At 70.4% G+C, this 15,085-nt stretch carries 10 protein-coding genes and 1 pseudogene; 8 read left to right on the forward strand and 3 right to left on the reverse strand.

The features are described from left to right. The first annotated feature begins 196 nt into the window (after positions 1-196). The 7 genes and pseudogenes from MF406_RS06065 (at position 197) to MF406_RS06090 (ending at position 11,599) form a co-directional block, all read left to right on the forward strand. On the forward strand, positions 197-3,238 hold the full coding sequence (locus MF406_RS06065) for an alpha-mannosidase (RefSeq protein ID WP_371744615.1): 3,042 nt from the start codon (positions 197-199) through the stop codon (positions 3,236-3,238). Then, on the forward strand, positions 3,235-4,623 hold the full coding sequence (locus MF406_RS06070) for an ABC transporter substrate-binding protein (protein ID WP_242897064.1): 1,389 nt from the start codon (positions 3,235-3,237) through the stop codon (positions 4,621-4,623). The genes MF406_RS06065 and MF406_RS06070 overlap by 4 nt, the downstream gene beginning before the upstream one ends. 73 nt (positions 4,624-4,696) lie before the next feature. Next, entirely contained in the window at positions 4,697-5,650 is a 954-nt protein-coding gene (locus tag MF406_RS06075; protein WP_242897065.1) for a carbohydrate ABC transporter permease, read from the forward strand. Then, entirely contained in the window at positions 5,647-6,579 is a 933-nt protein-coding gene (locus MF406_RS06080) for a carbohydrate ABC transporter permease (RefSeq protein ID WP_242897066.1), read from the forward strand. Before MF406_RS06075 ends, MF406_RS06080 begins: the two co-directional genes overlap by 4 nt. 47 nt (positions 6,580-6,626) lie before the next feature. Continuing rightward, positions 6,627-8,627: an alpha-galactosidase gene (locus MF406_RS06085; RefSeq protein ID WP_242897067.1), complete on the forward strand. Its 2,001-nt coding sequence runs from the start codon at positions 6,627-6,629 to the stop codon at positions 8,625-8,627. After that, positions 8,624-9,208, forward strand: a pseudogene (locus tag MF406_RS19050) (sugar-binding domain-containing protein); the annotation flags it as partial. The gene MF406_RS06085 and the pseudogene MF406_RS19050, both read left to right, overlap by 4 nt. Positions 9,209-9,238: 30 nt before the next feature. Continuing rightward, positions 9,239-11,599, forward strand: coding sequence for a glycoside hydrolase family 2 TIM barrel-domain containing protein (locus MF406_RS06090; protein WP_242897068.1), 2,361 nt, complete (start codon positions 9,239-9,241; stop codon positions 11,597-11,599). 55 nt (positions 11,600-11,654) lie between these two features. On the opposite strand, the gene MF406_RS06095 is transcribed toward MF406_RS06090, so the two are convergent. Together MF406_RS06095 and MF406_RS06100 are read right to left on the reverse strand one after the other, a co-directional pair. Further along, on the reverse strand, positions 11,655-12,569 hold the full coding sequence (locus MF406_RS06095; protein ID WP_242897069.1) for a carbohydrate deacetylase: 915 nt from the start codon (positions 12,567-12,569) through the stop codon (positions 11,655-11,657). A gap of 113 nt (positions 12,570-12,682) precedes the next feature. Next, positions 12,683-13,555 carry an RDD family protein gene (locus MF406_RS06100; RefSeq protein ID WP_242897070.1) on the reverse strand — a complete coding sequence of 291 codons (873 nt, stop codon included), beginning with the start codon at positions 13,553-13,555 and terminating at the stop codon, positions 12,683-12,685. Between the two features lie 18 nt (positions 13,556-13,573). On the opposite strand from MF406_RS06100, the gene MF406_RS06105 reads away from it, so the two are divergent. Continuing rightward, positions 13,574-14,569 carry a stage II sporulation protein M gene (locus tag MF406_RS06105; protein ID WP_242897071.1) on the forward strand — a complete coding sequence of 332 codons (996 nt, stop codon included), beginning with the start codon at positions 13,574-13,576 and terminating at the stop codon, positions 14,567-14,569. Positions 14,570-14,682: 113 nt separating this feature from the next. On the opposite strand, the gene MF406_RS06110 is transcribed toward MF406_RS06105, so the two are convergent. Then, positions 14,683-15,045, reverse strand: a complete 363-nt coding sequence (locus MF406_RS06110) for an RNA-binding S4 domain-containing protein (protein ID WP_242897072.1) — start codon at positions 15,043-15,045, stop codon at positions 14,683-14,685. Between the last annotated feature and the right edge of the window lie 40 nt (positions 15,046-15,085).

Raw genomic sequence — 15,085 nt, forward strand, 5'->3', positions numbered from 1 at the left:
ATCCGCGGACGCTTGACATCGTACATCAACATGATTTACTGTCTCAAGCGGCAGGAGGACGAGGTCGTGCGCCTGATTCGCCCGAGCGACGTCGTCACCGACGAAGCGCCCCGCGGGGCGAGAACGGCGATGGCGCATGCGTGACGAAGAGCGGACTCTCGATGGCCGGCTCGGTCGGTTCCTCCTTGAGTCGGTGATGCCGTCCATCTACCCGCAACGGATCCCGTTGCACGTCGAGGCGTGGCAGGCGCCGGACGAGCCAGTGCCCTTCGCGACGGCGGTCGCGCAGCGGTTCGAGCCGTTCGAGATCGGTTCCACATGGGGCAAGGCGTGGAGCACCACCTGGTTCCGTGTGACCGGCCGCGTGCCGCAGGAGTGGCTGGACACGGGCGCGAGCCTCGAGGTCGTCGTGGACCTCGGTTTCCGGCCCCAGATGGAAGGTGGGCAGGCCGAAGGCCTCGCCTACCGCCCGGACGGCTCGATCATCAAGGCGATCGAGCCGTTCAGCCGTTATCTGCCGGTCGAGGCGGGCCCGGACGGAGCCTTGGAGTTCTACATCGAGGCTGCCGCCAATCCGGAGATCGCCATCGGCGACCTGACGGCCGGTGCGATGTGGACGCCTTCCACGTACAGCACCAAGGACACGGTTCCCGACGAGCCGATCTACCAGTTGCGCCAACTCGACCTCGCCGTCCTCGACACGGTCGTGTGGGAGCTCAACCAGGACATCGAGGTGCTCGCGTCTCTGGCCAAGGAGCTTCCGCAGGACTCGCCGCGGCGCGGTGAGATCGCCAGCGCGCTTAACCGGGCGATCGACGTCGTCGACCCCGACGACGTCGGCGGTACCGCCGCGTCGGGCAGGGATGTGCTCTCCGACGTCCTGGCCCGACCGGCGCACGCCAGCGCGCACCGCATCGTCGCAACCGGACACGCACACATCGACTCCGCCTGGCTGTGGCCGGTGCGGGAGACGGTACGCAAGTGCGCCCGCACCTTCACGAACGTCCTCAACCTCATGGAGGAGCACGACGAGCTCGTGTTCGCGTGCTCGTCGGCTCAGCAGTACGCCTGGATGAAGGAGTACTACCCTCAGGTCTGGGAGCGCATCAAGGGCGCCGTTGCCGCAGGCCGGTTCGTCCCTGTCGGGGGGATGTGGGTCGAGTCCGACACCAACATGCCGGGGTCGGAGGCGATGGCGAGGCAGTTCGTCCTCGGCAAGCGCTTTTTTGCCGAGGAGCTGGGTGTCGAGCCCCTGGAGGTCTGGCTCCCGGACTCCTTCGGCTACAGCGCTGCGCTGCCTCAGCTGGCCCGTGCCGCCGGTGCGCGCTCGTTCCTCACGCAGAAACTGTCGTGGAACGAGACGAACGTCCTGCCCCACCACACCTTCCTGTGGGAGGGCATCGACGGCACCCGCATCTTCACGCACTTCCCCCCGGTCGACACGTACAACTCCAAGCTGTCCGGCGACGAGCTCGCCAAGGCCGAGCGGCAGTACAAGGAGCACGGCCACGGCTCGATCTCCCTCGTGCCCTTCGGCTATGGCGACGGGGGAGGGGGGCCGACCCGGGAGATGATCGCCAAGGCCGCTCGCACGGCCGACCTCGAAGGCTCGCCCCGGGTCCGGATCGGGACGCCGGCGGAGTTCTTCGTCGATGCCGAGGCCGAGTTGGCACGGCCCGCTGTGTGGCACGGCGAGCTCTATCTCGAGACGCATCGCGGGACCTACACCTCCCAGCTGCGCACCAAGCAGGGCAACCGCCGTAGTGAGCACCTGCTCCAGGCGGCCGAGCTATGGGCTGCGACCGCGAGCGTGCGGACGGGCGCTCCGTACCCCTCCGAGCGCCTGCGGGCGGTCTGGGAGACGGTGCTTCTCCAGCAGTTCCACGACATCCTCGCGGGTTCCTCGATCGGCTGGGTCCACCGTGAGGCCGAAGCCAACTACGCCCGTGTGGCCACGGAGTGCACCGAGATCATCGAGGCCGCGTTCGCTGCTCTGAGCGGGTCAGGCGAGAACGACCTGGCGGTGAACAGCGCACCGGTCACCATCGACGGACTGCCGCCGTTCTCGATAAGCACGGCCACGGCGGCGTCGGCGCCGCCGGTGACGGCGAGCCCCGGTGACGGGGATGTCGTCTTCGAGAACGGTCACCTGCGGATGCAGGTCGATGGGCGTGGACTGGTCACCTCGCTCGTCGACGTAGCCGCTGAACGGGAGCTCGTCCCGGCCGGCCGGTCGCTCGCCCTCCTACAGATCCACAACGACCGCCCCACGATGTACGAGGCGTGGGACATCGACGAGCACTATCGCCGGACGGTGCACGACCTCGTCTCGGCCGACCGCGTGGAGCTCATCGAGGGCCACGTGCCGATCGTGCGCGTCCACCGGACGTACCGGAGCTCACGGTTCGTGCAGGAGATCTCCCTTCGCGCCGACTCGCCCGTAGTCGACGTCCGCGTCGACGTCGACTGGCAGGAGACACGCAAGCTGGTCAAGCTCGCGTTCCCGCTGGACGTCCAGGCCGACGAGGCCTCCTCGGAGATCCAGTTCGGCCACGTGAAGCGGCCGACGCACGTGAACACCAGCTGGGACCAGGCTCGTTACGAGACCGTCGCCCACAGGTGGGTGCACATCGATGAGGGCGGGTACGGCGCTGCGGTGGTGAACGACTCGACCTACGGGCACGACATCCAGCGTCAGCACTTCGAGGACGCAGGAGTCTCTGGAACCACGGTACGGCTCTCACTGATCCGCGGCCCGAAGTTCCCCGACCCTGAGGCTGACCGCGGCAACCACACGATGCGGATCGCCCTGGTCGTTGGAGCCGGCCTCACGGACGCGCAGCGTGAGGCCTGGCGCCTGAACCAGCCTGTCCGCCTCCTGCGCGGCGCCCGCCCGGTGGAACCGCTGGTGCAGGTCCACAACGACCTCGAACCGGGTGTGATCGCACAGGCGATCAAGCTGGCTGAGGACGGGAGCGGTGACGTCGTCGTCCGGTTGTACGAGGCGTCAGGAAGACGGAGCCGGGCCGGGGTGCTGGCCGGGTTCGATCATGAGGAGGTCGTCACGACCGACCTTCTCGAGCGTACGACGGCGCCCCGGGGTGACGTCGAACGAACGACGACGGGGGTCCGGCTCGAGATGCGGCCCTTCGAGATCGTCACCCTCCGGTTCATCCGGGCGGCAGGAACGAAGGACAACGGGGCGAGGTGGTCCCGTGACGCGAAGGAGCGGTCATGAGGAAGATGAACGGACGAAAGGGCGCGGTGGTAGCGTCCACGGCAGCCCTGGCCCTGGTGCTGACGGCCTGCGGAGGCTCGTCGGGCGAGGGAGACGAGGAAGACGCCGGGGGCACCGTGCAGATCACCGTCTCCGGCCTGCCCGACAACACCAAGCCCGAAGAGCGCCAGGCGTTCCTCGACGACGTCGCCGCGTTCGAGGACGCCAACCCCGGCATCGACGTGGAACCGACGGAGCTGCTCTGGGACCAGCAGACCTTCTCAGCCCAGTTGGCGGGCGGGACGCTGCCGACCCTGATGGCAGTCCCCTTCACCGAGCTGCCCGGCCTGATCAACCGGCAGCAGGTCAAGGACGTCACCGAATGGGTGCAGGGCAATGACCTGTTCGGCGATGTCAGTGAGTCGGTTCTGCAGACCGCGACGGGCCCGGACGGCAACATCTACGGCATCCCGCTCTCGGCGTACAGCATCGGTCTGATCATCCATCGGGACATCTTCGAGGAAGCCGGTCTGGACCCCGATCAGCCTCTTGAAAGCTGGGACGACGTCGCCGAAGCAGCAAGGACCATTACTGGGGCGACGGGTAAGCAGGGATTCGCCTTGCCGGCGACCGAGACCTACGGTGGATGGCTCTTGTCTGCAGCCGTTAACGGCTTCGGTGGCGACATCCAGCGCATCGACGGGGACGAGGTCCACGCGAACCTGGACTCCGAGGCCGTCCAGCAGGCCATGGAATGGGTGCACGAGATGCGCTGGGAGCACCAGGTCATGGGCACCAACGCGCTACCCTCGCAGAACGACATCAATAACGCGTTCGCCGCCGGTGACGTCGCAATGTTGATCAACGGTGGTGACGCCTACCAGCCGTTCACAGTTCAGCTCGGAGTCGCGCCGGAGTCGTTCGGGACGTTCCCCATGCCGCAGGACAGTGACGGGCTGGGCACCTCGGGGGGCGGACGAATCGGCATCGTACGGCCCGACGCCACTGACGAGCAGGTCGACGCGGTGCTCAAGTGGGTCGAGTTCCGCGACTACCAGCGGTACTCCAACGAGGAGGCTGCAGTCGCGTGGGCGGAGGCGCGGGCTGCGGACGGCCTGCCTGTCCCCGAGGTCGGGTTCCCGATGGTCGGCCAAGCAACGTGGGAGCAGTTCCTGGAGTGGGTCGAGCCGTACTCCAACGTGCCGCTCGAGAACGTCCAGAGCTATCTCGACTCGGCGAGCACACTTCAAATCGTCCCGGAGCCGACGTACGCCGGCCATGACATGTACGCGCTGCTCGACACCGTGATCCAGGCGGTCCTCAGCCGCGAGGACGCCGACATCCCGGCCCTCCTCGCCACGGCTCAGGAGCAGGCCGAGGCCGCCGTGCAGGCCGCGCAGGGGTGACCTCCGACTCCTGGGGAGGGCTGCTGCTCGCCAGCCCTCCCCACGGGCGGGCGAAAAAGGACAGGAGAGTCCAATGACCACGATTCAGACGTGCCGTGCGGACGTGCCCGGCACGTCGCCCCCACAGCCGAACGGATCGCCTCGCTGGTTCGCCGGGGTCCGACGGTGGGTCCGCCGAGGCGGCGTCCCGACGCTGCTCTTCGCCCTTCCGATGGTCCTGGGCTTCGCCTACTTCAGCTGGTGGCCCATCATCAACGGGGTCATCCTGACCTTCCAGGAAACGAATCTCATCACCACCCGGTGGGTGGGTCTGGACAACATAGTCCGAATCCTCAACGACCCTCTGCTGGGCCAGGCCGCCCTCAACACCGGCTACTACGCGGCCCTCGGGATTCTCTTCGGCTTTCCTGTCCCCCTCTTGGCGGCGGCGACCATCTCCGAGATGCGCCGTGGGCAGCGCTTCGCCAGCATCGTCGCGTTCCTCCCAGTGGTCATCCCACCCGTGGTGTCGATCCTGCTCTGGAAGCGCTTCTACCTGCCCGGGCCTGACGGACTCATCAACACGATCGTCGGGTGGTTCGGTGTCGAGCCTGTCGGCTGGCTGCAGGAACCGGCCACCGGGATGCCGGCTCTCGTGCTCGCTGCCACATGGGCAGGTGCGGGCTCCACCGTGATCATCTACCTCGCCGCGATGACGACAATCGACCGCCAGCTGTACGACGCAGCCGAGGTCGACGGCACATCGGTGTGGCAGCGAATTTGGCACGTCATGCTCCCGCAGCTTCGGGGGACGATCCTCATCCTCATGCTTCTTCAGGTAATCGCGGTGTTCCAGGTCTTCACAGAGCCGTTCCTCCTGACCAACGGCGGCCCAGAGAACCGCACGCTGACGATCCTCATGCTCGTGTACCGCCGGTTCCTGCAAGGCGACTACGGCGGAGCCGCTGCCATCAGCGTGCTCCTGGCGATCGCGCTCGCCGGCCTGTCCGGTCTGTACCTGTGGGCAACCAGGAGGTGGGCAAAGTGAGTCAACTGGTGCACCGCGTGACCCGACGGCGCTCGGCGACCTCGCCGACCGTTGCCGAACGCACACTGATCAGCGACAACGACCTGCGCAGCCCGGGGACCCGGGTGGTGGTGGCAGCCTGGAAGTCGATCTTCCTCGTGCTGCTTGTTCTCGTCGGGATCTTCCCGCTCGCTTGGCTGGTCAAGGCGGCGACGTCAACCACCCAGGATATCCTGGGCGAACCGCTCGGGTGGTGGGCGAGCGGGTTCTATCCCGAGAACATCGCCCGGGCGTGGACGTCGATCAAGATCGACCAGTACACGTGGAACACGTTCGCGATCGCGCTGGGAGTGACGTTCTTCTCGCTACTCATCGCGACGACCGGCGGTTATGTGCTCGGCGTTCTGAAGCCTCGGTACGCCGCAGTTCTCAATGTTGCCGTCATGGCCACCTTGTTCGTCCCGGGCATCATTGCCTTGGTCCCGCTGTACTTGACCATCATCGACCTGCCGCTCCTCGGTATATCCGCCATCAACACGTTCTGGGCGGTATGGCTCCCGGCGTCGGTTAGCGCCTTCAATGTGCTGATCGTCAAGCAGTACTTCGAGACGATTCCCAGCGAGCTCTACGATGCGGCGCGGGTCGACGGCGCCGGGCCGCTACGTGTCTTCTTCAGCATCGTGCTGCCGCTCTCCCGACCGATCCTCGGGGTGATCTCCTTGCTGGCCTTCATTGCCGCCTGGAAGGACTTCCTGTGGCCGTTGCTCGCACTCCCCGACCCAGAACGCTGGCCACTGTCGGTCGCCCTGAGCTTCGCGGAGCGTTCAGCGGACCTGAAACTCGTGATGGCGGGCATGCTCATCGCCAGCGTCTTGCCGATCGTGCTCTTCCTCGTGTTCCAGAAGCAGTTCCTGCAGGGCGTGAGCGTTTCGGGGTCGGTCAAGGGATGACCGAACATCGCGGCACAACCTCCATCACGCGCCTGTCGTTCCCAGGCGTGCTCGAGACCACGCCGCTGCACATGCCCGACGACGTCGTGGAGCACCGGTCGGTGGAGACGTTGGACATCGGGACGAGAGAGTCGAGGGTGCTGCGCTGCGCGATGCGCGCCCTCGGGCCGGACGACGGCAGGGCGGTGGTCACCTCGGACCTGCCGACCGTGCGACTTCAGCTGTTGCCGGGACCGTGGCATGCCTCATGGTTTGCCTCGGACTGGGGCGACGAGTTCCTTCCACGGACGGCACCGGTCGAGGCGCCGATGACCTTCGGCGTTCGCACGGGCAGGTCGTCCAAGGGCATTCACCCGTGGATCGGTCTCGTCTCCGCGGAGCACGGCGCACTCGTGGTCGCCCCGGCATGGAGCGGCAACTGGACGGTACACATCGATGGGGACGCCACCGACGGGTTCAAGCTCACCGCCGGGATCAGCTCCTGGCGCTTCCACCGGGAGGTCAGCCGGGACGTGCCATTCAGCGCCCCCGCTGTGTACCTCGCGTGGGGCGATGATCTGGACGAGGCCGGTGCGGCCCTGGCTACCGCGGTCCACAGGTGGGTTGTGCCCGAGAGCGCCTGGACGCACACCATGCCCGTCGAGTGGAACCACTGGTGGCCGTACGAGGACGCAGAGATCGACGCCGAGACGTTCGTGGCCAACGCAGTCGTCGCCCGCGACCTCGGGCTCGACGTCGCAACGCTCGACGCCGGATGGTTCGGTCGCCCCGACACCGAGACCTTCTGGGAAAGGGAACGCGGGGACTGGGACAGGGAGAACACCGCACGCTTCCCGGGCGGCCTCGTCGAGACGTCTCGACGCGTCCACGAGCTCGGACTCGGATTCGGCGTCTGGATCGAGGCGGAGGCCATCGGGCCGGACGCCCAGGTCCGGCGCGACCTCCCAGGCATCCAGGCCAGGCGCGACGACGACCCGCCGGGCAGCCCGCTCGACCCGAACGACCCCGGCTGGCTGGGGTACGTCTGCCTCGGATCCATCGCCGGCCGTGAGCACGTGCGAGGTGTCCTCGATCGGCTCGTGGCCCGGACCGGGGCTAGGTGGCTGAAGCTCGACTTCAACCTCGACCCCGGCGCCGGGTGCTCCCGAACCGACCACGGCCACGGCTCCGGCGACGGGCTGTACGAGCACTACCGCGGCTTGTACGGGCTGCTCGACGAGCTTCGCACTGCACACCCGAACCTGCTCCTGGAGGCCTGTTCCTCGGGCGGGCTGCGGATCGACCTCGGCCTCCTGTCCCGGGTGCACTGCGCGTTCCTCTCGGATCCGGACTGGACGGAGTTCCACCTCCAGCTCCTGTGGGGGGCCGCACGGATGCTGCCTGCGCGAGCCGTCCTGCACTGGTCGGAGTCGCAGTGGCGAGGGTTCCACCCTTGCCAGAACCTCGACCTCGCTTCCCTCGACGCGCCCACCTTCGACCAGGCGCTCCGTGCCGTCATGCTGCACCGCTTCGGGGTGTCCTACCGGCTCGTCGACCTCTCCGCCGAGCTGCGCAGACGCCTGGCTCAGCACCTCACGACGTATCGGGACGAGATCGCGCCCCTCGTGCGCGCTGGCGCGGTCATCCGGCCGCTCACAGACCAACCCCTACGGCAGGGCGGAGGCGAGCGGTTCCCCGCCTTCCAGCTCGACGGGTCAGAGACGAAGATCGTGGCCGCGTTCCGACTCGACGGCGCGCCCGAGGGGTGCACCTTGGCACCGCGAGGTCTCGACCCTGCGGCGCGCTGGCGTCTCACTCTGCTCGGTCCGGCCGCCGACCCGGCGGACGTCCCGCTCCTGGAGGGCCACACCTCCGTCGAGCTCTCGGGCGCCGAGCTCATCGAGGGGTTGAGGATCGACCCGCAAGGGCAGGCAACCTCCTGGCTCATCCGGATCGATGCACCCCCGCCAGCGCCGCGCGTCGTCCCCGACCCGGAGGGCGCGCCGTCGGCCACTTCCGCCCGGCTTGCCGCTGCCGGCACCGTCTCAGAAGGGAAGCCTCCTCCATGACCTCGATCGCATCCGTTCCCGCAGCCCTCGTGCCGGAGACCGTCGGAGCGCTCCCGCCCCGCTCCTTCCTCAAGACCGACGCGCCTCGATGGGACCTGTCCGGTGCCTGGCGATTCCGACTCTTCCCCGCGGCGCACACCGGCGTCACCTGGGATGACCCTGGTACTGACTGGGGCGCGGTGCCCGTGCCCGGCCACTGGCAGCTCGCCGGCCACGGCGCACCGGCTTACGTGAACTTCCGCTACCCGTTCCCGCTCGACCCTCCCCGGGTGCCGGACGAGAACCCAACCGGTGAGTACCGCACGGATCTCCTGCTCACGGCGGACGAGATCGGGGCATCTGCCCACGGTCGGTGGGTCCTGCGCTTCGAGGGTGTCGACTCCTCCCTCGTGCTGGCGGTCAACGGAACCGAGGTGGGGTGGTCCACCGGAAGCCGGCTCCCTGTGGAGTTCGACGTCACTGACCACCTGCGTGAAGGCCAGAACTTGGTGGCCGCGCGGGTGCACCAGTGGTCGACAGGCAGCTACGTCGAGGACCAGGACCAGTGGTGGCTCTCCGGCATCTTCCGAGAGGTCACTCTGCTGTACCGTCCCGCTGACGGGATCACCGACGTGGACGTCCGCACGGACTACGCCCCAGCCACCGGTATCGGCACCATCGAGGTCGCCGTGACCGGCGCGGGTACCAACGCCGACCAGGTCCGGGTGGTGATCCCTGAGCTCGCCGTGGACGTCGAGCCGGGCGTCGTCGTGCGCCGGGAGGTCGAGCCCTGGTCCGCCGAGGTGCCGCGACTCTACGACCTCAAGATACGGAGCGCGGGGGAGACGGCGCTCCTCGCGGTCGGGTTCCGACGAGTGGCGATCGAGGACGGCGTCCTTCGTGTCAACGGCAACCGCGTCCTCTTCCGCGGTGTGAACCGCCACGAGTTCCACCCCCGCATGGGCCGTGCCGTCACGGCGGAGGTCATGGAGCAGGACGTGCTCCTCATGAAGGCCCACCATCTCAATGCGGTCCGCACGAGCCACTACCCGCCGCACCCGCACTTCCTCGAGCTGTGCGACCGCCACGGCCTGTACGTGGTCGACGAGTGCGACCTCGAGACACACGGCTACGAGTTGGAGGGCTGGGTCGGGAATCCGTCCGATGACCCGCGGTGGGAGGCTGCGTACGTCGACCGGGTCCGCCGCATGGTAGAGCGGGACAAGAACCATCCGAGCATCGTGATGTGGTCCCTCGGTAACGAGGCCGGTCGGGGCAGGAACATCGCAGCGATGTCGCAGTGGGTGAAGCGACGCGACTCCCGCCCGGTCCACTACGAGCCCGACCAGGAGTGCGCAGAGGTCGACGTGTGGTCGCGCATGTACGCCTCGGCGGACGAGGTCGACGCCGTCGGACGCCGCGCCGAGCCACCGCTCGTCGACCACGAGGCCGACGCCGGCCGGAGGGCCATGCCGTTCATCCTGTGCGAGTACGCCCACGCCATGGGCACCGGACCGGGTGGTCTTGCTGAGTACGAGGCGCTCTTCGAAGAGCACGAGCGCTGCCAGGGAGGCTTCGTCTGGGAGTGGATCGACCACGGCATCGAGACCACGACCGACGACGGCGTGCCCTACTTCGGCTACGGCGGTGACTTCGGGGAGGCGCTCCACGACGGGTCCTTCATCATCGACGGTCTCCTCTTCCCCGACCGGACACCATCGCCCGGACTGGTCGAACTCGCTGCCGTCAACGCACCGCTGCGGATCACCAGGGCCGACGGGAAAACTCTCCGCATCCGCATCCGCAACCGGTGGGAAGTGCTGACCACTGCGTCGGTGAACTTCGCATGGCGGGTGGAGCGCGACGGCGCAGTGATCGCCCAGGGCGTCCTCGACGTGCCCGAGCTCGCGCCCGGACAGCACGTCGAGGTGGACGTCCCCGCCGGCGCCCGACGAGCCGCCGCAGCTGCTCACGGACAGCCCGGACGAATGCCGGGCGCCAGGGCGGAGACCTGGTTCTGCGTGGAAGCAGGGGTCGACGAGCGCGACTGGGCCGCAGAGGGTCACGTCGTAGGCCGCGGCCAGCTGCTCCTCGATGTGTTCCCGGCCGAGGCGGTGCGTCAGGCGCTCCCCGCCCGCGCCGTCGATGAGGGCTATGCCGTCGGTCCCGCGCGCCTCGACGCCCGCGGCATTCTCACGCAGCTCGGTGACAACGATGTGGTGGCCGCCCATGTCGATGCGTGGCGCCCGCCGACCGAGAACGATCTCGCTGGAGGTCCGCTCTCGGCCGCAGCCGCGTGGACCGCAGCCGGTCTTTCGGACCTGCGTCACCGCGTGGACGGCGTCCACATCGACGACACCGGGGCCGTCGTCGTCCACTCACGAGTCGCAGGCCCCGCGTCCGCGTGCGGGTTCCGAGTCCTGCACCGGTGGAGCGCCGTCGTCGTCGACGGTCATGAGGGGGTCCGGATCGGGCTAGACATCCGTCCCGAGGGCCGTTGGCCAGGCACGGTGCCGCGCCTGGGGTTCACCCTGGGGTTGCTCGAGCCGGATCCGAGCAATGTGCACGTCGAGTGGTTCGGGTACGGACCCGGAGAGGCCTACCCCGACTCCCGGCAAGCGGTACAGGTCGGTCGATGGTCCGGCACGGTGGCGTCCCTCCAGACGCCGTACGTCGTCCCACAGGAAGACGGCTGCAGGAAGGAGATGCGATGGGCCAGGATCCGAACCGGGTCCGGTGACCTGGGGATCGTCGCCGAGACCGGAACGGATCTCACGGTGCGAATGTGGGACATCCCGACGATCGCGGCAGCGAGGCATCGACACGAGCTGCCTCAGCCGGAGCGGCTGTGGGTTCACCTCGATGCGGGACAGGAGGGGTTGGGGTCCGCGACATGTGGCCCCGGCGTCGCGCCCCAGCACCAGTACCGGCCCGGCAGGACCATGATGTCCCTCGTCCTGCTTCCGCTCTCCGCCACCGAGGAACCGCGGTGACACTCCACACGACACCAGGCCTTCCGCAAGCTGATTTCCCAGCCCGCCGCCGCGGCTACCAGGCGGGGACGACGTCGATCCGCTCCCGGGCCAGCGCGTTCCAGAAGCGGGGGTCGCGGAGCAGCCGCAGCTCCCACACCCGCTTGCGGCCCTCGGCTGGGCGCAGCCGGCGGGCGGCGGCGGGCGGGGCGGGGTGGACGACGAGCTCGGAGGTCCCGGCCGGCAGGCGGCGCAGCTGAGCGAGCACCGCGGACCGGAGCTGGCCGTACGCGGAGAGCATCCGCCCGGGCAGCCAGCAGCTGGCCATCACCTCCGGCAGCCGGACGCCCGAGGCGTCGGCCATGACCACGGCCTCGGCGTGCGCGCGGCGGAACCGGGGGCCGAGCGTCGCGGTCAGGACGGGGCTCAGCCGCCGGGGGACGCGCAGGTCCAGGCCGTGCTCGGCGCACAGCCGCACCGCCTCCTCGGCGAAGGAGCGGCCGTGCATCCCGTACAGCGTCCCGGAGTGGGAGTCCATCGCGGCGGGCCGCAGGCCGGCGCGGTGCATCCAGCCGAGCTGGGCAGTGATCTCCCGGACCACCTCCTCCGCCGTCCCGCGGCGCTCGAGGGTGGCCGGGGAGCGGTGCAGCGCGCCGTCGTCGTCGGTCAGGCTCGGCACGTCGGCGGCCAGGGGTAGCCACGGGCGGAACTCGCGGGCGCTGGTCAGCGTGACGTGGAGGTGCGGCTCGACGCCGGCCGCCCGGGCCCGGCGGGCGCCGTCGACGGCGGCCGGGGCGACGGGCATCAGGGTGGTGGCCGAGACCTGGCCGGCGCGGAGCAGGTCCACGATGGTGGCGTTGGTCGTCTCGTCCAGGCCCAGGTCGTCGGCGGTGATGACGAGCCGCCGGGCGAGTGTGCGGCGGTGGGGGCGGTGGGGGTGGGGCCGGACCGCCGCGGCGGTGCCGGCCGCCGGTGTGCTGGTGCTGGTCACCGCGGCTCCTCTCCTGCCTGCCGACCCGCTCGACCGCCGGGCGGCGCCCCAGGGTAAGCACACGTCCCCGGCCGATGCCGCACGGTCCCGCCGGCCGCCCCGGCCGCCCCGGCTCAGGGCGGGTCCGCCAGCCCGTGCGGGAGCCGGCCGACCCGGGCCACCTCGGCGCTGTCCCGCTCCCGGGCGGCCAGCCCGACGGCCTCCTCCCGGTCCCGCCGGGCGACGAGCACCGCGGTGAGGAACCGCTCGGGGGGCGTGCCCCACGGCGGCGGCGGGGCGACGAACGGCTCGACCTGGGCGGCCAGGCTCGCGCCGAGCTCGGCCCGCGCGGCCGGTGCCATCCCGGCGGCCCGCGCCAGGAAGCTGTGCGCGGCCAGGCCGACGGTGGGGGGCAGGGCGCGGATGTCGGCCCGGGCCGCCCAGCCGGCGAGCTCGGGCGGCATCACCAAGGCCGGCCGGCGCCGGGCGCCCTCCCGGACCCGCACCGCGTAGGTCCCGGCGAGCAGGTCCCCGACCCGCTTGCCGCGCCCGTTGACCGCCGAGCAGGTGATCGCCACCGCCCCGGCGGTCAGCCACAGCTCGCCCACCCCGACCAGCGCCCGGACCAGGGCGTGCCGCAGCCGCACCGGGCCGCCGTCGTCGCGCACGATCCGGGTGCCGGTGGCGAGCTTGCCCAGGGACCGGCCCCGGGTGAGGGTCTCCACCGCGGTGGGGGCCAGGACCTGGACGACGGCGAAGGTCGCCACCTGCACCACCCCGAGCTGGGCCGGGTTGAGCCCGGTCAGCACCCGGGCCGCGAGGACCAGGAGCAGGACCGCCGCCACGCCGTAGGTGAGGGCGTCGAGCAGGGCGCCGAGGATCCGCACCCCCACCGACGCCGGCCGCACCTCCAGCGCGACGGCCTCGCCGGTGATGATCAGGTCCTCGTTCAGCCGCGCCCGGGCCAGGGCGTCCTGGGCGGTGGCGCCCGCGGGCGTGGTGGCCATGTGTGGCAGGGTAACGGCGTGGACGCCGACGCCTTCGCCGCCGTGCACGGCCCGGAGTGGGAGCGGCTGGCCACCCTCACCCGGCAGCGGCGCCTGACCGGCGCCGAGGTCGACGAGCTGGTCCGGCTCTACCAGACCACCGCCGGGCACCTGTCCGCGGTGCGCACCGCCGCCCCCGACCCGCACCTGGTGGGGCGCCTGTCCACCCTCGTCGGGCAGGCCCGCGGCCGGGTGGCGGGCAGCCACGAGCTGCGCCTGACCGACGTCGGCCGGTTCTTCACCGCCCACCTGCCCGCCGCGTTCTACCGGGTGCGGTGGTGGACGGTGGGGGTGATGGTCGCCTGGGTGGGCCTCGCCGTCGTCGTCGGGGCGTACACCGCCGCGACGCCGGCCGCGCTCGCCGGGCTGGGCTCCCCGGCCGAGCTGACGGAGTACGCCGAGGAGGCCTTCGCCGCGTACTACTCCAACTACCCGGCGCCGGACTTCGCCGCCCAGGTCTGGACGAACAACGCCTGGATCGCTGCGCAGTGCATCGGCCTGGGCATCACCGGCGTCTTCCCGCTCTACGTGCTGTTCACCAACGCGGTCGGGGTCGGCGGGGCGGGGGCGATCATGGCGACCTACGGCAGCCTGCCGGTCTTCTTCGGCCTGATCCTCCCGCACGGCCTGATGGAGCTCACCGCCATCTTCATCGCCGGCGGCACCGGGCTGAAGCTGTGCTGGACGGCGCTCGTGCCGGGGCGGCGCACCCGGTCCCGGGCGCTGGCCGAGGAGGGCCGCTCGCTCGTCATCGTGGCCGTGGGGCTGGTCCTGGTGCTGGCCGTCTCGGGGCTGGTCGAGGGCTTCGTCACGCCGTCCGCGCTGCCGACGGCGGCGAAGATCGCCATCGGCGCGGCCGTCCTCGCGGGGTACTGGACGTACACCCTGGTGCTCGGCCGGCGGGCGGTGGTGGCCGGGGAGACCGGGGACCTCCGGGAGGACGTCGCCGGCCACGTGCTCGCCCAGGCCGGCTGAGCCGGGCGCGCCGGCGGGGCGGCCGGCCGGGCAGGTCGGGCACCCGGGTCGGGTGGTCGGCCAGGCCGGGCATCCGGGGCCGAGCCTTGGGCGGTCCTGCCGTGGCCGCAGCCTCAGTGCCCGCGCAGCCGGGTGATCTCCCGCCGCTCGCGCTTGGTGGGGCGGCCGGCGCCGCGCTCGCGCCGGGGCAGGGCCGGCTGCAGCACCCGAGGGGGCGGCGGCGGGCTGTTGTCGACCACCGCGGCGGCGGCGGCCGGTGCCCCGACGCGCTTGTGCAGGACCTCCCGGACGAGCAGCACCCGCTCACGCTCGCCGCCGCGGACCACCACCTCGTCGCCGACCCGGAGGGTGGTGGCCGGCTTCGCCCGCTCCCCGCCCACCCGGACGTGCCCGGCACGGCAGGCGGCGGTGGCCTGCGAGCGGCTCTTGTAGACCCGCACCGCCCAGAGCCAAACGTCCACCCGCACCTGCTCCATGCCGGCGACCTTACGCGGGGCCGCGCCCGGCGAACCGCCG

The organism is Georgenia sp. TF02-10 (genome assembly GCF_022759505.1).
Taxonomy (GTDB): Bacteria; Actinomycetota; Actinomycetes; order Actinomycetales; family Actinomycetaceae; genus TF02-10.